This is a genomic window from uncultured Psychroserpens sp. (genome assembly GCF_947494225.1).
Lineage (GTDB): Bacteria > Bacteroidota > Bacteroidia > Flavobacteriales > Flavobacteriaceae > Psychroserpens.
Window position 1 is genome coordinate 318,150 of record NZ_CANLUG010000003.1, and the last position, 25,409, is coordinate 343,558.

Consider the following 25,409-nt stretch of genomic DNA (forward strand, 5'->3'; position numbering starts at 1 on the left):
ATTTATTTTTAACCACTATTTAAAAGTATGATTTTAGGACTATTTTCGTTATTTTTGTTAGTTGAACTGCATTAAATACATTTTATAATGAATAAAATACCAAGTGTAAATCTTCAAGATTTTATATCTGGAGATGAGAGTAGAAAGCAAAAGTTTATAAACGAAATAGGAAAAGCCTACCAAGATATTGGATTCGTGGCACTTAAAGGACATTTTTTAGACGATCAACTTGTTGATAATTTATATAAAGAAGTAAAGAACTTTTTTAGTTTACCAGTAGAAACCAAAAGAAGTTATGAAATTGAAGGCATTGGTGGCCAACGTGGTTATGTTTCCTTTGGGAAAGAAAGTGCTAAGGGTAAAAAAGAAGGTGATTTAAAAGAGTTTTGGCATTTTGGACAATATGTTGAAGATGATCCCGAACGCGCAAAGGAATACCCAACTAACGTAGAGGTAAAAGAAGTTCCTGAGTTCAATTCGGTTGGTAAAGAGACTTACCAAATGTTAGAAAAAACGGCCAAATATGTATTACGTGCATTGGCTTTATATTTAGATTTAGAAGAAACTTATTTTGATAATTATATCCACAACGGTAATTCAATATTGAGGCCTATCCACTATCCTCCTATTCTTGAAGAACCTGAAAATGCGGTTAGAGCTGCAGCTCATGGTGATATTAATCTTATCACTTTGTTAATGGGTGCCCAAGGAAGAGGTTTACAAGTACAAAATCATAAAGGCGAATGGATAGACGCTATTGCTGAGCCCGATGAACTCATGATAAATGTTGGTGACATGCTATCTAGACATACCAACAATAAATTAAAGTCTACTATTCATCGCGTAGTAAATCCGCCTAGAGAACTATGGGGAACCTCACGTTATTCTATACCGTTTTTTATGCATCCTATTAGTGAAATGAAATTAAACGTTTTAGATAGCTGCATTGATGAGAATAACCCTAAACAATTTGATGATATTACGGCTGGAGAGTTTTTAAATGAACGATTAATAGAACTCGGACTTAAAAAATAATTCTTAATTCCTTTTCTAGATATCTATGCTTATCATTCTAGGTATTACTGAAAATTAAGAATCGAATATGTCACGCTTATGGACTTACAAGACCAGTTAAAAAATCTCTTTCCAGATCATGTACAAAAGGACGACGTTTCCGAAGAAAAAGAAACTAAAGACGATGGTATATGGTTACAAGACAATCCAATCATTTGTAAATATGAAAAACGCAAAGGAAAGCCCATAACTATTTTGGAAGGGTATACCGGAGCCGATGAAGACTTTAAGAAATTAGCGAAAGAATTAAAGCAAAAACTAAGCGTTGGTGGTAGTTTTAAAAATGATACAATTATAATTCAAGGCGATTATAGAGATAAAATCATGCAGATTTTAAAAGACAAGGGTTTTAATGTAAAGCGTGTTGGTGGTTAAATGAGTACACAAACCCTACATATCACTAATGGTACGAGTCTGAGCAATTATTTGTATCAATTAGATATTGCAACAAAAAGTAATACAGTAACTTGGCAAGAAACCCTATGTGTTGGTCCAACTGTTGAAGATATTTCATCTAAAGCATTTTTTGAAGCTAGAAAAGCATTTTTTGAGTCCTTTTACAACATTAGTTTAAGTCGGAAAGAAATGACTAGCGAACTTAAAAAGCTAGATGACATCTCTGGTTTTACTGAAATTGTATTGTGGTTTGAATACGATTTGTTCTGCCATATTAATATGGTTGCAGTCATTAGCTTATTAGAGCAAAAGGGCATTTACCTTCCTATTTATCTTGTATGTAGTGGTCGTATTGAAGGAGAAAAAGGCTTAAAGGGTTTATCTGAATTAAAACCTGACCAGCTAAAATCCCATTTTGAGAATAAGGTTAAACTTTCTGTTGACGACATTGCTCTAGCAAAAGGCATATGGCGAATTTATTGTGGAAAAGATCATAACCTTCTGCTCCCACTCATATTAAGAACATCTTCTTTTAAATATATGAGTAACTGCTTAAAAGCGCATATTAAACGCTTTCCAGATCTTAGAAGTGGAATAAGTACTTTAGAATATAATATTTTAAAACTTGTTAAAGAAAATCAGATTACCTCGAAACATCATTTAGTTGGATATACCCTTCACTATCAAGGATATTATGGCTATGGTGATTTACAATTAGAACGTGTTATTGATTTATTATCAATATTTTTTACTGAAGAAAAGGGGTCATTAAAGCTCAACAGAAAGGGACACTTGGCTCTAGAACATCAACATAATTATCAGAAAGAGCTAAATAACACCATATACTTTGGAGGTGTTAGTAGCTTAAATTACACGTTCGACAAACAACAAAACAAACTCATTAAAACCGTAGTTCATGCCAATTAAAGCATCTGAATTAATATTAAACCCAGACGGGAGTGTATATCATTTAAATCTTCGACCTGAAAATATTGCCAACACGATAATCACAGTTGGCGATCCAGATCGTGTTGCAAGTGTCACAAAACATTTTGACCATATAAGTTTCTCTACGCATAAAAGAGAGTTTCATACGCAGACAGGTGAATATAAAGGAAAACCAATCACTGTGATTTCAACAGGAATAGGAACAGACAATATAGATATTGTATTTAATGAGCTGGATGCTCTAGTAAATATTAACCTTGAAAAAAGAGAGGTTAAATCAGAACTGACATCTTTAGATATTATTAGAATAGGAACCTCAGGATCCATCCAAGAACATATTCCTATTAACTCATTTTTGGTGAGTGAATATGCCGCTGGTTTTGACAGCCTGTTGCATTTCTATGATAGTGAACATGTTCAGTTTTTTGAAATTTCTAATGCATTAAAACGACAAACGAACTGGTTTGAGAAAAAATCAGATCCCTATGTCGTTAGAAGTAGTAAGCGCTTATTTGATCACATTGTCAGCGAACAGACAGTATCAGGCTTCACAGCTACTAACGTTGGGTTTTATGGTCCACAAGGTAGAATTTTAAGACTCGCTATTCAAGACAATGATTTGAATGATAAACTTGCCAGTTTCAATTTCGATGGTCTAACCATTACTAATCTAGAAATGGAAACTGCAGGGATTTATGGAATATCAAACTTACTAGGGCATAATGCATTATCTATGAACGCTATTATTGCAAACAGGGCGACTGGAGAATTTAGTGAAAACCCAAAACAAATTGTAGATGATCTTATTGTGTATACATTACATAAGATTTTAGATTTAGATTAATAAAGACAAAGACAGTATATTGAAAACTATAAAAATTGGAGGTGTTCCAGAGCATTTTAACCTTGCTTGGTACTTAACATTAAAAAATGGTGAGTATAAACAAGAAGGAATTAATTTACGTTGGAAAGATTACTTTGGTGGTACTGGAGCTATGAATAAAGCTCTACGAGAGAGTGAGATTGATATTGCTGTGATTCTAACAGAAGGCATTATTAAAGACATTATTGATGGAAATCCATCTAAAATTGTGCAAACTTTTGTAAAATCTCCATTAATTTGGGGTATTCATGTAGCTCAAAATTCTGATTACAATACAATTGAAGATATAAGAGGAACAAAAGCAGCTATTAGCAGATATGGTTCAGGTTCTCACCTCATGGCTTATATCAACGCCGAAAACAACGATTGGAACCTCGAAAAAGATTTAAATTTTGAAGTTATTAAAAATCTAGATGGCGCAGTTAAAGGGTTAACCGATGGCGATGCAGACTATTTCATGTGGGAAAAATTTACTACGAAACCCATTGTAGATAATGGTGTGTTTAGACGCATAGGAAACTGTCCTACACCTTGGCCCTGTTTTGTTATTGCCATAAGAGAAGAGTTTTTAGACACCAACTTAGATGACGTCAAAATTATACTTGATATCATTAATAACACTACTAAAGAATTCAAACAAATTCCAAGTATCGATAAAACCATTGCCAATAGATACGATCAAAAATTAGACGACGTTAGAGAATGGTTATCATTGACCGAGTGGTCTCAAAAACTAATAGATAAAAAAACGATCCAAACAATTCAAGACAAGTTATATCACCTGGACATCATTCCTAAAAAAGTTGATTATAAGTCGCTTGTTTATGAAATTAAGTGATTTTAGCAGTAGGAAAAAGTAAAGTTCAGTTGTTATAATAATGATTAATAGCCGTACCTAAAAGGAGCAAAAAATTAACATAATTTTGGCTTTTTATTTAGTTAACTTTCTATTTATCAAAATTTTAATTACATTTACCCCAACCAAATCTTTATGCTACTTGACTAAAACTATATAATATGATAATAACAATTACTCTAATACTTTCTTTTTTAGTTGCATTAAATTTTTTGTTATTGATTTTTAGCTGTAACAAAACCACCAAGAAAGTAACCACTGAACGCCAAATATTTAAACCTAAAAAAGTTGTAAAACCTACACAGCAACTTGCTTCTGCACAACTCGCTCCTACAGGAAGTTAAAGCTTACCAGTTTATTTCTTTTATATGTTTTGATTTCAATTGATAGTTAGCTTTACTGAAATGTTGATTTCCAAACCAATACCCTCTATTAGCACTTAATGGAGAAGGATGACCCGAACTTAAAATCATATGCTTATGTTCATCAATAAGTTTTGCCTTCTTTTTTGCAAATCCGCCCCAAAGTAAAAATACCACATTCTCTTTCTCTTCACTTACAGTCTTTATAACTGTATCTGTAAACGTTTCCCATCCTTTTTTTTGATGACTTCCCGCTTGATGCGCTCTAACCGTTAAGGTAGCATTTAGTAGTAAAACACCTTGTTTTGCCCAACGCTCTAAATTACCAGAACTTGGATACGCTACATTTAAATCAGAGGCAATCTCCTTAAATATATTAATTAAAGATGGTGGATGTGCTATACCATCATTAACAGAAAAGCATAAACCATTGGCCTGACCTATTCCATGATAGGGATCCTGACCGATAATAACCACCTTAACATCATCAAAAGGGCAGCTATTAAATGCCGAAAAAATTTCAGAACCTGGAGGAAAACACTTAGTCGTTGTATATTCACTTCTAACGAAATCTACCAAACTTTTAAAATACGGCTTGTCAAACTCGTCAACCAGTTTATCTTTCCAGCTATCTTGTATATCTACTTTCATTTTATCTAAAAAAAAATCTTATTATCTAAAATATGAAATATGTCATGAATTTGTAGTTTCAAATATAGTATATTAGCTAGTACAATAGTTAGCTATTATGGAAAATGAGATTTTAGAACGAGTACAAGGCATTCTAAATAAAGACCTTAAAGAAATTAACAGCATTGAAAATATTTCTCATGATGCTTTCTTTAAGGAGCATATAAAAAAGAATGTTCCTGTTAAAGTAACCAACATGATGTCCCATTGGAAGGCCATGGAGTTATGGTCTCTGGATTATTTTGAAAAAATTGGAAAGGATAAAGAAACGTATTCGTATAAAGGTAATATTAGGCAAAATGATACCAATTGGCAATTTGGTGCTTTTCAGGATTATTTAAATGAAATTAGAAATACAAAAACAGAAACTTACCTAGGCAATATGCCCATAGCGGAAATGTTTCCTGAATTATTAGAACATGTAGATTTTTCGTTAGTATCAAAAAATACTGTAAGGAATTCAACATCATTATGGATAGGACCTTCAGGCACACTCACTGGTTGGCATACAGATCGATTAGCCAATAACATATTAGCGCTTATTGAAGGTCGAAAGCTCGTGTTTTTAGTCAACCCTAAAGAAACTAAAACATCTATGTATCCAAGCAATAAATACGAACCAGGTTCTCGTTTGAGTGATGTTAATATGGAAAAATTTGATGACGTAAAGCATGCGAATTTTAAAAATGCCAATGTACAATACACGATAATTCACCCTGGAGAGATGTTATTCATTCCTCAAACTTGGTGGCACTGTGTATATGGCTTAGATGTATCAATAAGTTCAAATAACTTTGCATTTACACCTCTAGATAATTTTAAAATGAAAACATCTGAGTTAATTAAGCGCAAACTTCACAATGCAGGATTGTACAGTCCGAATAACTGTGTGTGTCATTATAAAGACGAAAATGGAAAGCGCGTTAAAAGATAATCTTTAATAGTTTTTAAACATTTTATTTCTTTGTTTTAATAATTACCTTTGGCACTTTTAGCTAAAGAGGTAACACCTAATGATTAATATTCACGAAAAGACATTACAAGATATCGAGTTCTACTCAGTTTTGCAACACGTAGCAGAACTCTGTATTACAGATTTAGGTCGCGTACAGGCTTTAAAAATAAAACCTTTTACAACGCGTGAACTCGTCTTACAATCTCTTGAATTCACAAATGAGTATGTTTCTTCCTTTGCTAATGACAATAGAATTCCAAATCATGGATTCGAACCCATAACAAAAGAGATCAAACTTCTACATATTGAAAATTCTTATCTAGACACTAAAAGTTTTAAAAAAATCGCTTCAATTAACTTGACTGTAAGTGATATTGTAAAATTTTTAAAGAAGTTTGACGACTACTATCCGTCGCTATTTAAACTATCGTCAAATCTAGAATTGGTTAAACATATAGTCACCGAAATTGACGCGACTATTGACCGTTTTGGAGATGTAAAAGATAATGCATCAGACACGTTGTATCAGTTAAGACAACAAATTAATTCTGTAAGAGGAAAAATAAATCAGAGTTTCACATCTGCGCTTAACACCTATCACAACCTCGATTACTTAGATGATATTCGAGAATCTGTTGTAGAAAACAAACGCGTATTGGCTGTAAAGGCCATGTACAGACGTAAGGTAAAAGGGAGTATAATGGGCAGCAGCAAAACGGGAAGCATTGTTTACGTTCAGCCTGAGCAAACATTTCAATACGCCAGAGAACTCAATAACTTGGAGTTTGAAGAAAGTGAAGAGGTTGACAAAATCCTTAGAAATCTTACAGAATTCGTTAGACCATATACACTGCTATTTCAACAATACCAAGAGTTTTTGGTGCATTTAGATGTGGTTTATGCTAAGGCTAAATATGCACAATCTATAAACGCTATTCGCCCAGAAATTAATACTAACAAAACCTACGAGGCGAAAGACGCTTACCATCCTCTACTCTATTTATCAAATAAATTAGAAGGTAAAAAAACGTTTCCGCAGTCGATCATTTTAAATCCTAAGAATCGAATTATTGTCATTTCGGGACCAAATGCCGGAGGAAAAAGTATTACCCTAAAAACCATTGGACTGCTACAGGTTATGATTCAAAGTGGCTTGTTGATTCCTGTACATGAAAAAAGCAACATCTGTTTGTTTGATCGCATCATTAGCGATATTGGAGATAATCAATCTATAGAAAATCACTTAAGTACCTATAGCTATCGATTAAAACAAATGAATTTTTTCCTTCGGAAATGTAACAAGAATACACTCTTTCTTATTGACGAATTTGGAACTGGTAGTGATCCAGAACTTGGTGGTGCTCTTGCAGAAACATTCTTAGAAGAGTTTTATCATCGTGAAGCTTATGGCATCATAACAACACACTATTCCAACTTAAAAGTATTAGCAAATGAACTTCCTTTCATGCAAAATGCTAATATGATGTTTGATGAGAAAAGTTTAGAACCTATGTTTAAGCTTATTTTAGGTCAAGCAGGAAGCTCATTTACCTTCGAGGTGGCTCAAAAAAACGGTATTCCTTATAGTTTAATTAATCGCGCTAAGAAAAAGATTGAGCGAGGCAAAGTACGTTTTGACGCCACTATCGCAAAACTTCAGAAAGAACGCAGCAAACTTGAAAAGACAGAGCGCTCTCTTAAAGAAAACGAAAAGAAAAAACAATCTGAAGCAGATAAACTAGAAGAAGTTAATGCAAAGGTTCAAAAGAAACTTGAGAACTTTCAAGAGCTATATGATTCTAATCAACGGCTAATTTATCTCGGACAGAAATTCAACGATATTTCAGAAAAATACTTTGACAATAAGAAGAAACGGGAGCTTATGGCAGAATTATTTAAGCTCGTTCAAATAGAAAACTCTAAGCGAAAGAAAGTTTCGGCTAAACAAAAACGAGCCGAAAAAGCCAAAGAAGCACAAGTTAAAAAAGAAGCTGAAAAGAAGGTTGCAGTGATAAGGCAAAAGAAAAAATCGGCAAAACAAAAAGAGGCCAAAGTAGAAAAACCGAAGCCTATCCTTAAAGTTGGAGATCGAGTACGTATGCATGACGGTAGAGCTATTGGCAGTATAGATAGTATAGAAAAAGGAAAGGCCATAGTAAACTATGGCATTTTCACAACTAACGTTAATACAGATTTGTTAGAACTCGTTGAAGCTAAAAAATAGCTATAATAGAAACGCCCCGTTAAGAAAAGATCTTATAAACGTGTGATTGAATACGTTAACTTAACCTCAAGACCATCTCTGTCATTCCATTACAACTCATAGGTTCGTCTTAAAAAGAAACTGGATTTAGACAAAGTTGACGATTTAACTCAATTTTTAAATACCTTGTAATTGGTTGTCGTATCTTTGTTATGTGATAGAAAGTCTACCAAAACATAAACAACTGATCTTATTTGATGGCGTTTGCAACCTTTGTAATTCGTCTGTACAATATGTTATCAAATATGATAGAACCAATACCTTTATGTTTGCTCCTTTACAAAGTCATGTAGGAAAACAAATTATTGATCACTATAAAATTGATACTTCTAAAACAGATTCAATACTACTATACTCTAATGAAAATGGACTTTCGATCAAATCTACAGCGGCTTTAAAAATTGCCAAACAATTAGGGTTCCCTAGATCTTTTATGGCGATATTCTTTATTGTCCCTCCAGTGATGCGTAATTGGGTATACGATTACATTGCAAAAAATCGTTATAAATGGTATGGTAAAAAAGAAGCCTGCATGATTCCAACACCCGATTTAAAAGAAAAGTTCTTAAATTAAAAAAGCCCTTTCGGGAAAAAGGACTTTAATAATTAACAACTAATTAAAACTTAATTTAACTCTTAAATAATTTTTAATCAAAGAGGGATTATCTAGTCTAAGATGTTTTTGATTAATAGCACATTATTTATAGTATAAATCTACATCATAACCCCAGTTTTGAGCAAAAACATCGTTATAAACGTCAAAAAAATTGTTCAAAAAACCAGACATGCAAAAATCATCTATGAGATGCATGGTATTACTATTTTTAATCTAACCTCATTCAAAATACGTCTTTGCTCATTCAACAAACACCTTTGCTCAAGTTTGGTTTTAGCAACCAAAAATGTAAGCTAGTTTTACCATAAACAAAACCAGCACACCATGAAAAAGTTAACATTATTATTAGTTTTAATTACAGCAATTAGCTTTGGAAATACTGAAAAAGGCACAGCTTCAATATTAAAGGAAGTCACAGTATATCTAAGCGGAGCACAAATTGAGCGTACGGCGAAAATTAAACTTCCAAAGGGCACAACGACATTTACCTTTGATAGACTTTCACCAAACATTCAAGAAAGTAGTATCCAAATATCTGGTCTTAATAACGCTACCGTCTTATCGATTAACTACGGCATAAACTATTTATCTAAACAAGACCGTTCTGAGGAAGTTGAAACCATTCAAGATCAAATTAAAGATTTATATGATCAAATTCAGGTAGAAGAACATGCCATTACTGGATATAATGAAGAATTATATTTAATTACCGAAAACAGAAGGCTAGGTAATTCGACAGAGGTAGTAAACCTTGAAAAACTTCAAAAATTCGCCACATACTTCCGTACGCGAACTACAGAAATCAAATCAAACATTTATAAGTCTAATAAAGTAAAAAAGGACTTAAATGCTCAAATTTCAGATTTAAAGAAACAACTTAACGAGCTAAATGTAAATGACAAAGTACAAACAGGAGAGATTACTGTTAAACTTAATTCTACTAACGCCTCAGAATTAAATTTAATAATCAAGTATAATGTTAGCAAAGCTGGATGGTTTCCTATCTATGATATCAAAGCAGAAAAAATTAATGAACCTATTCAACTAGTATACAAGGCACATGTGTATCAAAGCACTGGTAACGACTGGAAAAATGTAAAACTTACATTATCTACAAGCGATCCAAACACAAACAATGTAAAGCCCGATGTAAACCCCAAATATTTAAACTTTATAAGTGCCAATAGTAACTATCAAAGTCAGAGAGCCACCAAAAGTTACAACTATAAGTTTAATCCTTTAGTAAAAACAGTGTCTGGTGTGGTTACCTCAACAAATGACGGCTTACCACTTCCGGGAGCTACCGTTATAGAAAAGGGAACAACTAACGGCACACAAACCGATTTTGATGGCAACTATTCTTTACAAACTGCTGGCGGACAAGAATTAGTTTTTTCTTATGTAGGTATGAAAACCGAAACCTTACCAATTCATTCTAGTATTATGAACGTGTCTTTAGACACAGATGCAAGTATAGATGAAGTTGTTATTGCAGCTTACGGTGCTAAAGCAAAAAGGAAGAATCTCAATTCGAGCGCCGTACAACATCTAGAGGGTCAAGTTGCTGGATTAAATATTTCTAGCGGAAGTGGCCAGCCTGGAGCCAATGCTTTTATAACGCTAAGAGGTGCTGGGGCAATTAATGGCAATGTAGAGCCATTATATATTGTAGATGGTGTTCCTGTTGATGCGTATAGTTTTAGAGCATTAAACCCAAACGATATCAAATCTTTTCAGGTGTTAAAAGATGCAGCAGAAGGCACTGCTATTTACGGTAATAGAGGCCGTAACGGTGCTATTGTTATCACAACGAAAAAAGGAAAACACACGTCTAAAGGTGATATTATTGAAGAAGGCATCACCAATACACGCTTTGAAATTGCTAAAGCATACACAATACCAACAGATTGCGATGTGACCGTTATAGAAATTGAAGATTATAAAGTGCCTGCATCTTACGCCTATTTTGCTGCTCCAGTATTAAATGAAAACGTTTTTTTAACAGCCAAAATTGATAACTGGGAACAGTATAACCTATTGCCTGCAGAAGCCAATGTGTATTTTGAAGGAAGCTATTCCGGAAAGACTAATATCAATCCTCAAAGCACTACAGAAAAATTAACCATCTCATTGGGTGTAGATCCAAATGTAGTTGTAAAGCGGACACAACCAACAGATTTCAAAAAGAAGGCTTTTATAGGAAGCAATAAAATTATATCTAAGCATTATGAGATTGAAGTAAAGAACAACAAATCGGCTGCCATAGATTTAGTACTGTATGATAGGATTCCTATTAGCCAGAACAAAGAAATAAAAATAGATGACATAGAAACGGGCAGCTCAGAGTATAACGATAAAAAAGGAATTTTAAAGTGGAATGTTAACATTCCTGCAAATAAAAAAGAAACGTACACATTCTCGTATATCGTAAAATATCCAAAATATAAACGTGTTAATTTATAAAAAGAAGCAACAAAATGGGTAACATATCACGATATCATGGAACCATTAGTTTTAACGAAACAATAACATTGTTAAAACATTTTTTAAGAATTATTTTTTAGAATTTGATAGTTGAAAATTATAAAGTCTTAAAGTGACATATTCAGCTTGAGCCCTACTTCTGTTAGTAAGGAATTAATTAAGCTCTTCTTTAACGTAAAGGTCTAAACATTAAAGAAGTTTCTGAAGTACACAACTTCAGATTAGAATTGTTGGCTTTAAGGCTTTTATTTTAGACTTTTTAAGATAAAGTCTAAGTTTTTATTGGAGTTGTCGTTAGTAAGATAGGCGTCGGTATAATGTTTGGATGGTATTGCGAGTCCTTTATCTTGTAATTTTTTAATAGTACCAATATAATCTAAGGAGACTTTACCTGTGAGTAAAATATCCAGATCACCATCACTTTTAGCATAATTATAAACGCGATTAATACCACTCAAATATTGATGATCTTTTGTAAATCCACCACCTCGATGCACACGCAGCGTAATTGAAAATGCCTTATCTCTATTAAGTTTATATTGGCTATATAACAAATCGAACGTGTCAGCAAAACTATAGCCTTTATTTAAAGTATCAACAGCAATAACCCGATATGCTAGTTCCTTAAGGCGTTTCATCGTTAAACATCCAGACATATATTCGGAGTAAACCGCTAACCCTTCTTGAGTCTCTACATTATTTGGAAATCCATTTGAAAACACCTTGAGCGGTTGTGCCAAACCGTTAAACGTTGTAACCATGTGCACACCAATTTCATGATTAGTTAAGACTTTTAGTTGGTTTTTACTGAATTTATGATTCTTATGCAGCACCAAGGTCTGTGAATGATTTAAAACCATTGCAGCTGCCGATAAATTCGTTGACAACTTGATATTATAGTTAAAATCATAACGTTTCGAATACTTATTAAAATAATCTACAGCATCCGAAGCCGAAAAAATAGGCAACATTTCCTCATCAAAATCACTATCGTCAAATCGTAAGATAAATTTAGCATTATCAATCTCCTTTTCAGTAGGTGTTCCAAAACTCTTAAGACTGTTAAAATAAAATTTGCGCCCTTGGTTAATGGTTTCAATACATTCTATTAAGCCAGAGTATTCATAAATAACGTCTTCATACAACTGTCTAATTTCTTCATCAGATATGCGCTCTAACCGCTGTGAAAAGAACAGGCGATGTAACTTATATCCATTAAATTTCATCTTTGGATACTTAAATACAGGATCATAATTAAACTTGGACGAAAAAAACTGCTTTTTCTCGCGTTGAATATTCAAAGGGTTGATATAATTAAGTACTTCAATTTTTTTTACTAATCGATTCAAATTTGCATCGATATCAAATAAATCTTGGTATTCGTCTGTACTTGTAATTTGTGGCATTTTAGGCGTACTTATTGTAAAAATTAGTGGCATGCTCTGGCAATATGGCTCTCAATTGTTCTTCAACGCTAGCGACAACCTCAGGATAAATGATGTAATCATATTCATCACAATAAACCTTAGCAATTTCGGTTGCCAAAACTAAGGTATTTTGAAAGTTTTTGGTAATAAATTTTAAGAAATATCCATTCCCTTGGAAGGTGTCATTAATTTTCGAGGTCGATTTAATAGCATGAGGAAGCCGTAACTCAGACAAAGCCTGTCTCCATAACTCAATATCAGCGCCAAACCTATCATTATCTACATTTGAAGTACCCAAATTCCAAGTTGGCACTTCCCTATCCCATCGTTTCCAATTATAACTGTGCATATCATAAACTATAGCCACACCAAATTTATGCTCTAGTTTAGCTATTAACGCATAAACAACTTTATAGAAATTCTTGTGTTTTTCGAGGCTTTTCCTTTTTTGTTCTTCGGAAAGTGGCTCATGCCATAATTCCTTTCCCCAAGCCGTATCAAAAACGGCATCTTCAGGAGCTCTATTTAAATCATATTCAAAACGTGAATCACAACCAGCAATAACAATTGGGTGTGAATTTATCATGTTTTTTGTTTCAGGATCTTCTTCATACCAACGTTCATACTCTGTATGTATGCAGTTACCCCAAAGTTCTTTCCTAAATTGGTGACCATCATGTACTGCACCACAAGCATAATGTACATAGGCATCAATTTTGATGCTAAATGAATAATCTTCGGCTACAGCATGAAATATCTTTTCATTATTGATATGTTCAATGATCTGTTCAATGCTTAGCTTTTCCATAATGAAGTTTTAAAATATTCTAAATTCGTCCATACATTTATACAAAAATAAGGCTATAAGTGCAATCAAAAAAACAATGTATATGGCTCTATACTTAGACGGTTCGCGCTCTTGCTTAGCCACTGTTGTATAGGCCAAACTATCATGCCATCCTAATTTACCAAAAAATGAAAAGGCATCAAAAGGAATACGTCTACAAAGCGTTCTGCCTAAAACATTCGAGAAGCTAACAACTTCGTTATTAAGATTTACGACACTGGTTTGACTTAAATACTTCGCTGGTGTAGCTTTAAAAAAACCTTCAAAGACTAAGAAATAAAACGAACTAAACATAAAGAAAATAATAGTAGCAGCAAAATGTTCACCAACAGCTAACTCTAAAGATGATACTAATCCCCTAAAGTTAAAGTCAAAAATATACACTGAAAAGATGCTCATTATTAGAAATATATCCAAAATGTAATGCATGAGCCGTTGATACCATTCTGCCCGCTTTAACGTAAAGGATTTAAAATCTGGTAAAATCACTTTTTCAGTATCAATATATATACGTTGTGATTTCCACGAGTTCAAATACAAATAACACACATAAAATAAAACAATGGCCTTCACGAAATAAAGTAATGAAAAAACAATCATTTCATTACCTGGCTGAGTATTAAGTAATAGATAATAAAGTCTAAATAGCATTGCTATTAATGCAAACAAGAACAAAAGACTATAACAAAACTTGAGCACTTTAGATTCTTTAAATCTTGAAAGTTTATAGACAATGACTGAAATTAAGAATAGTATATAGAACACGAAATTTAAATAACTCATAGAGGAATATGAGCTCTCTTCTATATTAAACTTAAACTCAAAAACATCTGCTCTAAAGAAATTAAAATTAGCATAACCATAATTAAAAATTAGGCTAATCCATTTACTGCCTCCAGTATTCATAAAATCATACATGTAAACAAACTGAAAGGAAATGCCTGATAAAGCCAGAAACAAAGACATTCCAAAGATGTTATTCAATAACCATTTATTTAATTTTTGCATACCAAATTATTTAGTTAATGTGCCGTATTCTGTCCAAGATCCATCATAAACAGACAGGTTTTTTATTCCTACAATTTCTGCAGCCAATGCCAAAATACAAGCTGTAATTCCAGAACCACATGAAAACGTAAGTTTTCGTGACCCAATATTAAAAGCACTAAAAATAGTTTTTAAGTCTTCTTTAGGCCTTAAACAATGGCCATCAAATAAAGAAGTGTACGGAAGGTTTTCGGAGTTTGGTATTGTTCCGCTCCTTAAGCCCGCTCTAGGTTCTGGAATAATACTTTTAAAACGATCTTCAGAACGTGCATCTAAAATTATGGCATCTTCATTTTTGGAAATCTCATTAATATGATAAAAAAAACGCATCTTATCTGCTTGATAATTTGCTGTAAAATTTCCATGTTGATTTAATTGATGTTCTCTATAAAAGGTTGTTTCAAAACCTAGTCGTTGCCACTCAGGAAGTCCACCATCCAATACAGCCACATTTTGATGTCCGAAAGATTTAAATAACCACCAAACTCTCGGACTCCAATACACACCTTTATTATCATAAACGACAATCAAAGACTCATTATTAATGCCGAGTTTTCTAACTTCTATTTCAAATTGTACTTGTGAAGGAAAGGTATTAGGGAATTCGCCATTGCTGTCGCTCAATTTTCGCTTAATATCGACGTATTTGGCTTCAGAAATAATTTTTCGAGCTAAAGATTCGTTTTCAGAATATACACTAGCATCAAGAACAACAAGTTCCTTCTTGTGACGGTTTTTAAGTAGCCATTCACAACTCACAACAGGTGATGGAAACCCATCAGTTCTATGCATCTTCAACTGTTTTTCTCAAACGTGTACGTCTATCAAATGCTTGTAGCTGATCCACAACTTTACTTTCTAGAAAGTCAATAACGCGTTCTTCAACCCTAATTTTACTTTTATACACTTTGTTAATGTAAGTAATCCCGCCAGGAGACATCACATTAACTTCAACAAGTTTCCCACCAATAACATCAATACCAACAAAATAGAGTCCGTCTTTGACAAGTTTCGGACCAATTTGTTTGCACAATGCTTTTTCAGCTTTAGTTAATGTATGTTTTTGAACAGAACCACCAGCAGATACGTTAGAGCGATGATCATCAGACCCTGGAACACGTTTCATAGCGCCTACAGGTTCCCCATTAAGAAGTAAAATTCTAACGTCACCTTGATCTGCACCTTCAATATAATCTTGAAGTATTACATAATTCGAAGTACCATCACCACTAGTAATATAAAAATCTAATAACGAGTTAATGTTGCTCATTGCAGACTTTTCAATAAGTATCACACCAGAACCTCCAAAGCCATTTAAAGGCTTTAATATCATTTTGTCTGCCTTTGACTCCTTAATTTGCTGAATGAGATAGTTTTTATTTTTTGAAACATGCGTATTCGGTATAATATTACTATGTGCATCTCCAAATGCCGCTGTATATAATTTATTATTTGCCTCACGCATACCTTGTAAAGAATTTACGATAAAGACATCGTCTTTTACCGAATCTAAGAAATTAAGCATGATTGGATCTAAAGGTGGATTTGCCCTAAAGAAAATAGCATCAAAACCAGCAAGTGGTAACATTTCTTCTCTCAATTGGGCTTTATTATAAAAAGCCTTCAATGTAGAAGGCACCTTCTCCATACGATTAATAACTGTGCAAAACGCATTTGTAACACTATCTCTAATAGTCAAATTAGCAGGCGTGCACATCGCAACACCATGACCTCTTTTTGCGCATTCTTTTATTAGGGCTAAGCTCGTATCATTTTCAGGATCTATCTGTTCCCAAGGATACATGATAAAACAAACATTCATAGTCAATTATTTTGGTTGATATGGTTAAATTTAAAAATAAAAATTGTTTACTGAAACTATTTTACGTCTTCATAATTATCGTCCCAATTTTCTACTTTAGGTTCTCCTAGTTTACCCACCGATTTAGCTACAACCATAGACACTGTAGCATCACCTGTAACATTTACAACTGTTCTACACATATCTAATGGTCTGTCTACTGCGAATATAAGTGCTAAACCTATTGGCAATAAATGTGGCGGAAGACCAACAGATTCTAAAACAATCACTAGCATTACCATTCCTGCTCCTGGTACAGCAGCACTACCTATAGATGCCAACAAGGCTGTCAAAACTATAGTGATTTGATCGGCAAAAGTTAAATCGAGTCCAAGTGCCTGAAATATAAATACTGCTGCAACGGCTTGGTATAAACTTGTACCATCCATGTTAATCGTTGCGCCTACTGGTAATACAAAACTCGACACTTCTTTATCAACACCAATATGCTCTTCAACACGCTCCATAGTTACTGGTAACGTTGCGGCACTACTGCTGGTTGAGAAAGCCAGTAGTTGAGCAGGGCTTATTTGCTTTAAAAACCAAAATGGGTTTTTCTTTGTAAATGTAGCTACAAGAATAGCATAAAAAACAATCATTAAAATTAACCCAGCTACTACTACACCAGCATATTTTAACAAGGCATATAAAATGTCTGGATCATCAGAAGACACCACGACATTTGCCAATAATGCAAAAACTGCAACAGGAGCAGTTAGCATTATTAAATCCACCATTTTCAAAACAATATCATTTAGTGAGTCAAACAAATTCTTCATAGGTTTGGCACGTTCTTCTCCAATAAGTAGCATTGATATACCCAAAAATATTGCAAAGAAAATGACTTGAAGCATTAGTTTATTATTCCCTAAGGCTTTGAAGGCATTATCAGGAACCATATCTTCTAGAAATTGCAAAGGTCCAGTATCCATTTGCTTTGAGGCTTCGGCAATTTTTGCTTTAACACTACTATTTTGAGAATACGTCTCTGTTAGCTTTGTAATTGTCTCTTCAGAAACACCATCTCCTGGTGATAAAATATTCACTAATGCTAATCCAATTGAAATAGCTATAACTGTGGTTACTATGTATATTCCAATCGTTCGTAATCCAATATTTTTAAATTTAGAAATGTCTTTTAAATCTGAAATACCCTTAATTAATGATGCCAGTATTAACGGAATTGCAATTAGCTTCAATAATTTAACAAAAATCGATCCTATTGGCTTTATCCAATCTTCGGTAAATTCTCTTCCTCCAACTTGAAGCATAACAAAACCGAATATTAGACCCAATAACATTCCTATTAAAATTTTCCAGTGTAATGCTAATTTTTTCATATGTAGTATTTAATCTTTTCCTAACGAAAAAGGAATTATTATGTTTAGTTATATATCTTATTCAATAAATAGAAATCTGCTAATACCAGTGCCGCCATAGCCTCTACAATTGGGATAGCTCTAGGCACCACGCAAGGGTCATGTCGACCTTTGCCCTGCATTTCAACAATATTTCCAGAACGATCTAAAGCGTCTTGTTTTTGAATTATAGTTGCTACAGGTTTAAATGCTACTCTAAAATAGATGTCCATTCCGTTGCTAATACCACCTTGGACACCGCCAGACAAATTGGTTTTTGTAGTACCATCTTCATTAAACAAATCGTTGTGAGTACTTCCTTTCATTTTTGCACCACAAAATCCACTACCATATTCAAAACCTTTAACAGCATTTATTGATAGCATGGCTTTACCAAGTTGTGCATGTAGTTTATCAAAAACCGGTTCGCCTAATCCTACAGGTACATTTTGAAGTACACAAGTCACTGTGCCTCCTATCGTGTCTCCTTCTTTACGAACATCCTTTATTTTGGCTATCATCTGCTCAGCAATTGAGTCGTCAGGACAACGCACAACATTACTTTCTATCTTTGAAAAATCTAAATCCTGATATGGTTTCTCTAAAAACAAATCACCAACCGAAGAGGTATAGGCATTAATTTTAATTGAGCTCAGTAACTGTTTAGCAATGGCTCCAGCAACAACACGACAAGCAGTTTCACGAGCAGAACTGCGTCCTCCTCCTCTATAGTCACGAATACCATACTTTTGTTCATAGGTATAATCGGCATGGCTTGGTCGATACACATCTTTAATATGCGAATAGTCTTTTGATTTTTGATTTGTATTATGTATTGTAAACCCAATTGGAGTTCCCGTAGTTTTTCCTTCAAAAATTCCAGATAAAAAAGATACTGTGTCTGGTTCTTTTCGCTGTGTAACGATTTCAGATTGACCAGGCTTTCTACGATTAAGTTCTTTTTGAATGGCATCAAAATCTAATTCTAATCCAGCAGGACAACCATCTATTAAACCTCCAATAGCCACACCATGTGACTCCCCAAATGTCGATAACTTAAAAATTTCTCCAAAGGAATTTCCTGCCATAAATTAAGATTTTACGCTAATGTAGTCGTAAAAATAGAGAAACAAAAACAGAATTCAATAAAGCACTTGTATTCAATTCACTAATTATTTAATAATTTACAGTTAATAACCTAATTTGAGATTAAAGCCTGTCTTAAAATAGTTATAGGATGTAATGCTTCTCGTTCTGTTCCATCTTTGATTTGATGTCTACAACTTGTTCCGTTTGCTGAAATCATAACAGTATCGTTTGCACGTCTAATTGCAGGAAAAAGTGTCTGTTCTCCAATTTGCATACTCACTTTATAGTGTTCTTTTTCATAACCAAAACTCCCAGCCATCCCACAACAACCACTAGGAATGATTGTCACTTCATAATTTTTAGGTAAATTCAAAATTGCAAAACTTGACAGTTGATTTGATAATGCCTTTTGATGGCAATGTCCGTGAAACTTTATGCGCTTTGCTTCCAAAGTAAACTGATCTGATGTAATATGACCACATTCAATTTCTTGATGTATAAACTCTTCAACTAAATACGTATGTTCAGCGATCTTATTAGCCGAAACTTTATCATCTGCCAACCGAAGATATTCATCTTTGAAAGTTAAAATTGCAGATGGTTCAATACCAATAAGCGGTGTATCCTTAGAAATTAAATCTTTAAAAAGCTCAACATTTTTATTTGCATATGCCTTCGCTTTGCCTAATAGTCCTTTCGACAAAAAAGCACGTCCGGATTCAGAATGTTTTATAAGGATAACATTATAATTTAACGCTGTAAATAGTTCTATGGCATCGATGCCAACAGATGTGTCTAAGTAATTTGTGAATTCATCATTAAATAGATAAACATCTTTTAATTTTTTGTTTCTATTTACCTTATTGTTAATAGTTTTAAATCTTTTATATAAACTTTTACTTGATATCTTAGGAAATGTTCTCGCGTTGGCGATTCCGAAGATTTTCTTTAAGACCGAAGCTGTTAATCCATTAGAAAATATCGCATTTGACAACCATGGAAATCGACTCCCATAGCGATTTATGGTATTGTTATAAGCAAATAACTTTGTACGCCAATTTACCCCGTTTGCCTTTTGATATTGATGCTGAAATTCGGCCTTTAACCTTGCCACATCCACACTGCTCGGGCATTCACTTGCGCACGCCTTACAACTCAAACACAAATCAAAAACCTCCTTTAACTCTTTATGATCAAATCTGTTTTCTTTTTCGGAATGTGTCAAAAATTCACGAAGTGCATTAGCCCTTGCCCTGGTAGTATCCTTTTCATTTCTGGTAGCGCGATAACTTGGACACATTGTTCCTCCAAATTCTGGTAACTTCCTACAATCCCCAGAACCATTACATTTTTCAGCCTCCCTCAATATACCAAGCGTATCTGAAAAATCTAAAACAGTCTCAATTTCAGGCTCTTCCCTATCCGATTCATAACGAAGCGACTTGTCCATCGGAAAAGCGTCTACGATTTTACCTGGATTAAAAATATTTTCTGGATCAAAAACTGATTTTATTTGCTTTAAGATAGCGTAGTTTTCATCACCAATCATTAAAGGAATAAACTCTGCTCGCACAATGCCATCACCATGCTCACCACTCATAGAACCCTGAAATCGCTTTACCAAATGAGCAACATCTGTAGTAATTTCCCTAAACAATTTAACATCAGATTTTTTCTTTAGATTAAGAATAGGACGCAAATGCAGCTCTCCTGCTCCAGCATGCGCATAATAGACAGGTTTCTGGTTATGCGTCTCCATTAATTGAGAAAATGCCTTGATATAATCTGACAAATCTTCAAGAGCCACAGCAGTATCTTCAATGCAGGCAGCTGTTTTTTCATCACCAATCATATTTCCTAACAAGCCTAAGCCAGCTTTTCTGAGCTCATTTGCTTGATCAATTCTTCCTCCTTCAAGCAATACATTTGCATAGGCCAACCCAGACACTTTAAGATCATTAATTAATAATCCTGCTTTTTTTGTTAACTCTGACTTATCATCAGATTTTAACTCACACATCAAAATAGCCTCAGGATCACCATCAATAAACTCGCGATTAGCCTGCTGTTTTTTATTATGCTTAGTGAGATCCAAAATAGTCTTATCTAACATTTCACAAGTATACAGATCATAGTTCATCACCAATCCAACAGCATCCAAACAATGCTCAATAGACTTAAAATGAGCAGCAACCATAATACTTTCAGCAGGAGGAAGCTCATCCAACTGCAATGTAATTTCCGTTGTAAATGCCAAGGTACCCTCACTTCCCGTTAAGAGATCACACACATTAATAGGGATCTCAGAAGTTTCAAACACCTCACTTTTAATTAATTTATCAATAGCATATCCTGTATTTCTTCTATGAATTTCAGGCTTAGGAAAATGATCTTTTATCTGCTTCTTTATATGATCTGATTCTAATGTTGTTTTTAATGTTCTATAGATATCACCTTCGAGCGTATCATATTTAAGTTTCTCATCAAACTCTTGCTTAGACACATGAGAAAAAACAACCTCACTTCCATCACTCAAAACGACGTCTAACTTTAAAACCTTATCACGTGTAACTCCGTATTTAATAGAAGTAGTCCCAGACGAGTTATTACCAACCATCCCTCCTATCATACAACGATTTGATGTTGAAGTATTAGGACCAAAAAACAGCCCGAAAGGCTTCAAATAAGCATTCAGTTCATCTCTTACAACTCCAGGCTGAACAGTCACAGTTCGCTGCTTTTCATCAATATTAATTATCTTATTAAAGTACTTTGAGATATCAACCACAATACCAGTTCCAACGCATTGCCCAGCCAATGATGTTCCAGCTGCTCTTGGTATTAAAGCTGTTTTATACGTTTTGGCAAATTTCACAAGACGCATTATATCATTCTTCGTTTTAGGAACCGCTACAGCAAGAGGCAACATCCTGTATACAGAAGCATCTGTGGCGTATATAGCCTTCATTAAGTTATCAAAATACAACTCACCTTCTAACTGTGAGGACAAATTTTGCAATTGCGATGTACTTATCATATATGAATAACTCTGTTTATAAAACTAAAAATAAATTTAATAAAACCTTTTTTTTGGCGTTATTTTTGTAAAGTTAAACCGAAACTGTGACATTCGACTCCTTAATGGGTCTTATTCATATTCGTATTTAATTATTAACAACAAAAACTTAAATTTTATGAAAAAATTATTTTTAGTAGCATTGGCTTTTATGGGTTTAACTGCCGTTAACGCTCAAGATATTTCAGATCATGCTATTGGTCTACGTTTGGGAGACAGTGATGGTTTTGGAGCAGAAATCTCTTACCAAAAAGCGCTTGGTGATAATAACCGTTTAGAACTTGATTTAGGATTACGAAGCGGAAATAATTACGATGGCTTTAAACTTACTGGTTTATACCAATGGGTATGGAATATAGACGATGGATTTAATTGGTACGCTGGTGCTGGTGGAGGTGTTGGATCTTATAACTTTGACAATGTTCCGAATGGCGCAGATGACAGTGAAACATTTTTGTTTATTGCGGGCGACGTAGGAATTGAGTATAATTTTGACATTCCTTTACAGCTTTCTTTAGACGCAAGGCCTGAATTTGGCTTTGGTGATTTTAGAGACGATTTAGATTTTGATATCGCCTTAAGCATTAGGTACAGGTTCTAAAACAAATAGTATACATTCACAAAAGCCACTTCAATTGAAGTGGTTTTTTTTTAAAGATATCGCTCTTTTATAATACCACAATGATGATTCTCATGTCCAATAGTAATAAACGCAACTGCTCTTGGAGATAAATTGCTATTACTCGCTGTTCCTATTCTGGTTAACATATCTTCAGAAAAGCTGTCAAACAAAATTATAGTGGCTAAACGAACAGCCTTATACTCATTCATCAAACTAATCATTGAACGCTTATTAGCCTCACAATTAGCAGCATATTCATCCTGATCATAACCCGGAAACAAGGTTTTGTCTTGCCTTGCTATACACAGAGCTCTATAAGTAAACACACGTTCTGTATCAATTAAATGCTGGATAATTTCTTTAATGGTCCATTTACCTTCCTCATATCTATACTCTAGTTTATCTTCAGGAATAGACTCTAAAAAAGCAATAGTCGCATCGCCATTTTCTTTTAAGCCTACCTTCAATGTTAAGGAGCCTGATTTTTCAATATACCTATCATAATAAGGGTTATACTCATTTTTTAATAAATCGTCTTTTGTCATAGTAGTTCTTGTTTACAAATTATAAGCAACAAAAAACCCTTCATCAAATTCATGACAAAGGGTTAATTTATAAATGTTAAAATAGTTATAGTTCATTAAAAATAGTGTGCATTAATCGCTTTTTATCATTAATGCTCTCCTCTAAAGAAATCATAGTTTCTGTTCTATAAATCCCTTCTATATCGTCTAGCATAAAGATAATATCTTTAGCATGAGACGTGTTCTTAGCCCTTACCTTACAAAAGATATTAAACTTACCTGTTGTTATGTGAGCCACTGTAACATAAGGTATTTCAGCAATACGCTCTAGAACAAATTTTGTTTGAGACGTGTTATTTAAGAACACTCCAACATAAGCAATAAATGAGTATCCTAATTTTTGATAGTCTAACGTTAATGATGACCCTCTAATTATTCCTGCCTCTTCCATTTTCTTAACTCTAACATGCACTGTTCCTGCCGAAATCACCAACTTTTTAGCAATATCTGTAAAAGGAATCCTTGTATTATCGATTAACATATCTAAAATTTGATGATCGATTTCATCTAATTTGAATTTTGCCATTTTCATTCTTTTTAGTAAATATAATACAAAAATAATGCAATTTCTTTAAAGATATTGCATCAAAAATCGACTTTTTTACAGTTTTAGTAAGAATTTTTCATTACCAATCCTTACGAAATCGATTTCGCTACCCACCTCAATTGTAGTATTATTCTCTCCAAACACCTGATGTCCATTGGCATACAACTCTTTATGTCCATGAAAATCGCTTAAATCGCATATTTTTTCAATTTTAGGAACAAACTTTATCTCTCCATCAATTAGTTTTTCTTGAAACTGAATTGCAATATCCAAACCACTCGTATCCCTTATTACAATATCATAAAACGTTTTTTCATTTCTAGGGATTTCAACATACGATTTATAATGATCCCCTTTAATGTCTGTTGTAGCAATATATTCTAACGACACTAATAGTGACTGAAAGATAAATTCTCGTGTTTGCTCTCTATCGTAGTCATTAGCAAAATGCCCTGCTTCAAACAAAATCGTTGGAACGTTAGACGCCTGAAACGTATCGCCTACGCAGTTAATATTAAATCCGTCATCATAGATCCCAACCTGGTCCTTTATTTGGGCCTGAAGGTTTTCATTCATTTCTACAATCACATCCATTGCAATTTTTCGCGTGGTTGTTACGGATCGGTCTTCGTCTTGTGCTGGAGCAAGGAAGGACACCGTTGCAGACTTAGGTTTTCTTCCTGCGCTAAATATCGTGCGTTGACCATGAAGGTTAAAACAAAAATCAGGTTGAAAATCCTCAAATACACTACGAAGTATAACACTTTCTGGTTGGGAAAGATTTTGAGCGTCCCTGTTTAAATCAACAGCATTGGCATTAAACCTAGTATAAGCCTTTGCTCCATCTGGATTCAAAATTGGGATAATAACAATCGAACACTCCTCTAAAACCGCATCTAATAACCCATTTTCATCAGAAAACACATTTAGTACATCGAAAATAGCCTTTGTTGTGGTACTTTCATTGCCATGCATTTGTGACCACATCAAAATTTTCTTTGGACCAACTCCTAATCGAATTGAATATATAGGAATATCATTTACCGATTGGCCAACATTATGGATGACAAAATTTTCTTCAAATTTCTTCAACAAAGACACTATCATTTCATGATGAATATACCGCCCAAAAAGAGTCTGTTCTTTATGAGTTTTAAATAATGAAATAAGCGTTTCTAATTGCATGCTTTATAATTAATAGAGACAAAGGTAAACATTTGATAATTTACAATTGTAAACATTACAATTGCACACATGACCTCTTGAGTTTATCAATTTGTATACAAATTCACACAGCTTGCAAATTAGTAGTTGCAAAATTCTCAAAACAAATCACATTAAAAATTCAAATATTTTAAAACTAGATAATTACACACCACTATTTAAACTGTTAATTTTAGTAATAATAATATATGTCAACTTAT

General features: G+C 33.7%; 23 protein-coding genes. 11 read left to right on the forward strand and 12 right to left on the reverse strand.

All coding sequences use genetic code 11. The features are described 5' to 3' along the window. The first annotated feature begins 87 nt into the window (after positions 1-87). The 6 genes from Q0893_RS09290 (at position 88) to Q0893_RS09315 (ending at position 4,501) form a co-directional block, all read left to right on the forward strand. Positions 88-1,035, forward strand: a complete 948-nt coding sequence (locus Q0893_RS09290; RefSeq protein WP_298901934.1) for a 2-oxoglutarate and iron-dependent oxygenase domain-containing protein — start codon at positions 88-90, stop codon at positions 1,033-1,035. Positions 1,036-1,113: 78 nt separating this feature from the next. After that, positions 1,114-1,449 (forward strand): translation initiation factor, encoded by a 336-nt coding sequence (locus tag Q0893_RS09295; RefSeq protein WP_299274734.1) that lies wholly within the window; start codon positions 1,114-1,116, stop codon positions 1,447-1,449. Further along, positions 1,450-2,397, forward strand: a complete 948-nt coding sequence (locus tag Q0893_RS09300; protein WP_299274737.1) for a DUF1835 domain-containing protein — start codon at positions 1,450-1,452, stop codon at positions 2,395-2,397. Further along, positions 2,387-3,262 (forward strand): nucleoside phosphorylase, encoded by an 876-nt coding sequence (locus Q0893_RS09305; protein ID WP_298901937.1) that lies wholly within the window; start codon positions 2,387-2,389, stop codon positions 3,260-3,262. Before Q0893_RS09300 ends, Q0893_RS09305 begins: the two co-directional genes overlap by 11 nt. Positions 3,263-3,281: 19 nt before the next feature. Then, positions 3,282-4,139, forward strand: a complete 858-nt coding sequence (locus tag Q0893_RS09310) for a substrate-binding domain-containing protein (protein WP_299274740.1) — start codon at positions 3,282-3,284, stop codon at positions 4,137-4,139. A 179-nt stretch (positions 4,140-4,318) separates the two neighbouring features. Next, positions 4,319-4,501, forward strand: coding sequence for a hypothetical protein (locus tag Q0893_RS09315; protein ID WP_298901939.1), 183 nt, complete (start codon positions 4,319-4,321; stop codon positions 4,499-4,501). 3 nt (positions 4,502-4,504) lie between these two features. On the opposite strand, the gene ung is transcribed toward Q0893_RS09315, so the two are convergent. Beyond that, positions 4,505-5,170 (reverse strand): uracil-DNA glycosylase, encoded by a 666-nt coding sequence (gene ung / locus Q0893_RS09320; protein ID WP_299274744.1) that lies wholly within the window; start codon positions 5,168-5,170, stop codon positions 4,505-4,507. Positions 5,171-5,267: 97 nt separating this feature from the next. Between ung and Q0893_RS09325 the strand changes: the two genes are divergently transcribed. The 4 genes from Q0893_RS09325 (at position 5,268) to Q0893_RS09340 (ending at position 11,506) form a co-directional block, all read left to right on the forward strand. Then, the gene (locus tag Q0893_RS09325) at positions 5,268-6,143 is read left to right on the forward strand and encodes a cupin-like domain-containing protein (protein ID WP_299274747.1); all 876 of its coding nucleotides are present in this window, start codon (positions 5,268-5,270) and stop codon (positions 6,141-6,143) included. A gap of 79 nt (positions 6,144-6,222) precedes the next feature. Then, a complete protein-coding gene (locus Q0893_RS09330) occupies positions 6,223-8,388 on the forward strand; it encodes a DNA mismatch repair protein MutS (protein WP_299274750.1) in 2,166 nt (721 codons plus the stop codon). A 193-nt stretch (positions 8,389-8,581) separates the two neighbouring features. Beyond that, positions 8,582-9,001, forward strand: a complete 420-nt coding sequence (locus Q0893_RS09335; RefSeq protein ID WP_298901943.1) for a thiol-disulfide oxidoreductase DCC family protein — start codon at positions 8,582-8,584, stop codon at positions 8,999-9,001. Positions 9,002-9,367: 366 nt separating this feature from the next. Next, positions 9,368-11,506 (forward strand): mucoidy inhibitor MuiA family protein, encoded by a 2,139-nt coding sequence (locus Q0893_RS09340; protein WP_299274753.1) that lies wholly within the window; start codon positions 9,368-9,370, stop codon positions 11,504-11,506. A gap of 266 nt (positions 11,507-11,772) precedes the next feature. Here Q0893_RS09340 and Q0893_RS09345 read toward each other — a convergent pair whose 3' ends face one another. From Q0893_RS09345 to Q0893_RS09380, 8 genes are all read right to left on the reverse strand, one after another. Beyond that, complete coding sequence (locus Q0893_RS09345) at positions 11,773-12,933, reverse strand: flavohemoglobin expression-modulating QEGLA motif protein (RefSeq protein WP_299274756.1); 1,161 nt, start codon at positions 12,931-12,933, stop codon at positions 11,773-11,775. 1 nt (position 12,934) lies between these two features. Next, the gene (locus tag Q0893_RS09350; RefSeq protein WP_299274759.1) at positions 12,935-13,762 is read right to left on the reverse strand and encodes an N-formylglutamate amidohydrolase; all 828 of its coding nucleotides are present in this window, start codon (positions 13,760-13,762) and stop codon (positions 12,935-12,937) included. A gap of 9 nt (positions 13,763-13,771) precedes the next feature. Then, positions 13,772-14,809, reverse strand: a complete 1,038-nt coding sequence (locus Q0893_RS09355) for an RDD family protein (protein WP_299274762.1) — start codon at positions 14,807-14,809, stop codon at positions 13,772-13,774. A gap of 6 nt (positions 14,810-14,815) precedes the next feature. Then, complete coding sequence (locus Q0893_RS09360; protein WP_299274765.1) at positions 14,816-15,640, reverse strand: sulfurtransferase; 825 nt, start codon at positions 15,638-15,640, stop codon at positions 14,816-14,818. Continuing rightward, a complete protein-coding gene (gshB, locus tag Q0893_RS09365) occupies positions 15,633-16,670 on the reverse strand; it encodes a glutathione synthase (protein ID WP_298901950.1) in 1,038 nt (345 codons plus the stop codon). Before gshB ends, Q0893_RS09360 begins: the two co-directional genes overlap by 8 nt. Positions 16,671-16,726: 56 nt before the next feature. Continuing rightward, a complete protein-coding gene (locus tag Q0893_RS09370; RefSeq protein ID WP_298901951.1) occupies positions 16,727-18,049 on the reverse strand; it encodes a dicarboxylate/amino acid:cation symporter in 1,323 nt (440 codons plus the stop codon). A 44-nt stretch (positions 18,050-18,093) separates the two neighbouring features. After that, entirely contained in the window at positions 18,094-19,155 is a 1,062-nt protein-coding gene (gene aroC, locus Q0893_RS09375; protein WP_299274769.1) for a chorismate synthase, read from the reverse strand. Between the two features lie 110 nt (positions 19,156-19,265). Next, positions 19,266-22,193, reverse strand: a complete 2,928-nt coding sequence (locus Q0893_RS09380; RefSeq protein WP_299274772.1) for an FAD-binding and (Fe-S)-binding domain-containing protein — start codon at positions 22,191-22,193, stop codon at positions 19,266-19,268. 157 nt (positions 22,194-22,350) lie between these two features. Here Q0893_RS09380 and Q0893_RS09385 point away from each other — a divergent pair, with 157 nt between their 5' ends. Further along, positions 22,351-22,833: a hypothetical protein gene (locus tag Q0893_RS09385; protein ID WP_298901954.1), complete on the forward strand. Its 483-nt coding sequence runs from the start codon at positions 22,351-22,353 to the stop codon at positions 22,831-22,833. Positions 22,834-22,883: 50 nt separating this feature from the next. Here Q0893_RS09385 and Q0893_RS09390 read toward each other — a convergent pair whose 3' ends face one another. The 3 genes from Q0893_RS09390 to Q0893_RS09400 form a co-directional block, all read right to left on the reverse strand. Then, a complete protein-coding gene (locus Q0893_RS09390) occupies positions 22,884-23,399 on the reverse strand; it encodes a DinB family protein (RefSeq protein ID WP_298901955.1) in 516 nt (171 codons plus the stop codon). Positions 23,400-23,484: 85 nt separating this feature from the next. After that, a complete protein-coding gene (locus tag Q0893_RS09395) occupies positions 23,485-23,964 on the reverse strand; it encodes a winged helix-turn-helix transcriptional regulator (RefSeq protein ID WP_298901956.1) in 480 nt (159 codons plus the stop codon). A gap of 75 nt (positions 23,965-24,039) precedes the next feature. Next, the gene (locus Q0893_RS09400) at positions 24,040-25,170 is read right to left on the reverse strand and encodes a M14 family zinc carboxypeptidase (RefSeq protein ID WP_299274777.1); all 1,131 of its coding nucleotides are present in this window, start codon (positions 25,168-25,170) and stop codon (positions 24,040-24,042) included. Positions 25,171-25,409 lie beyond the last annotated feature (239 nt).

Excerpts from the sequence above, each read along its gene's own strand:
- Q0893_RS09290 (WP_298901934.1), top strand. The coding sequence starts at position 88 with ATGAATAAAATACCAAGTGTAAATCTTCAAGATTTTATATCTGGAGAT.
- Q0893_RS09295 (WP_299274734.1), top strand. The coding sequence starts at position 1,114 with ATGGACTTACAAGACCAGTTAAAAAATCTCTTTCCAGATCATGTACAA.
- Q0893_RS09300 (WP_299274737.1), top strand. The coding sequence starts at position 1,450 with ATGAGTACACAAACCCTACATATCACTAATGGTACGAGTCTGAGCAAT.
- Q0893_RS09305 (WP_298901937.1), top strand. The coding sequence starts at position 2,387 with ATGCCAATTAAAGCATCTGAATTAATATTAAACCCAGACGGGAGTGTA.
- Q0893_RS09315 (WP_298901939.1), top strand. The coding sequence starts at position 4,319 with ATGATAATAACAATTACTCTAATACTTTCTTTTTTAGTTGCATTAAAT.
- ung (WP_299274744.1), bottom strand. The coding sequence starts at position 5,170 with ATGAAAGTAGATATACAAGATAGCTGGAAAGATAAACTGGTTGACGAG.
- Q0893_RS09325 (WP_299274747.1), top strand. The coding sequence starts at position 5,268 with ATGGAAAATGAGATTTTAGAACGAGTACAAGGCATTCTAAATAAAGAC.
- Q0893_RS09330 (WP_299274750.1), top strand. The coding sequence starts at position 6,223 with ATGATTAATATTCACGAAAAGACATTACAAGATATCGAGTTCTACTCA.
- Q0893_RS09340 (WP_299274753.1), top strand. The coding sequence starts at position 9,368 with ATGAAAAAGTTAACATTATTATTAGTTTTAATTACAGCAATTAGCTTT.
- Q0893_RS09345 (WP_299274756.1), bottom strand. The coding sequence starts at position 12,933 with ATGCCACAAATTACAAGTACAGACGAATACCAAGATTTATTTGATATC.
- Q0893_RS09350 (WP_299274759.1), bottom strand. The coding sequence starts at position 13,762 with ATGGAAAAGCTAAGCATTGAACAGATCATTGAACATATCAATAATGAA.
- Q0893_RS09355 (WP_299274762.1), bottom strand. The coding sequence starts at position 14,809 with ATGCAAAAATTAAATAAATGGTTATTGAATAACATCTTTGGAATGTCT.
- Q0893_RS09360 (WP_299274765.1), bottom strand. The coding sequence starts at position 15,640 with ATGCATAGAACTGATGGGTTTCCATCACCTGTTGTGAGTTGTGAATGG.
- gshB (WP_298901950.1), bottom strand. The coding sequence starts at position 16,670 with ATGAATGTTTGTTTTATCATGTATCCTTGGGAACAGATAGATCCTGAA.
- Q0893_RS09370 (WP_298901951.1), bottom strand. The coding sequence starts at position 18,049 with ATGAAAAAATTAGCATTACACTGGAAAATTTTAATAGGAATGTTATTG.
- aroC (WP_299274769.1), bottom strand. The coding sequence starts at position 19,155 with ATGGCAGGAAATTCCTTTGGAGAAATTTTTAAGTTATCGACATTTGGG.
- Q0893_RS09380 (WP_299274772.1), bottom strand. The coding sequence starts at position 22,193 with ATGATAAGTACATCGCAATTGCAAAATTTGTCCTCACAGTTAGAAGGT.
- Q0893_RS09385 (WP_298901954.1), top strand. The coding sequence starts at position 22,351 with ATGAAAAAATTATTTTTAGTAGCATTGGCTTTTATGGGTTTAACTGCC.
- Q0893_RS09390 (WP_298901955.1), bottom strand. The coding sequence starts at position 23,399 with ATGACAAAAGACGATTTATTAAAAAATGAGTATAACCCTTATTATGAT.
- Q0893_RS09395 (WP_298901956.1), bottom strand. The coding sequence starts at position 23,964 with ATGGCAAAATTCAAATTAGATGAAATCGATCATCAAATTTTAGATATG.
- Q0893_RS09400 (WP_299274777.1), bottom strand. The coding sequence starts at position 25,170 with ATGCAATTAGAAACGCTTATTTCATTATTTAAAACTCATAAAGAACAG.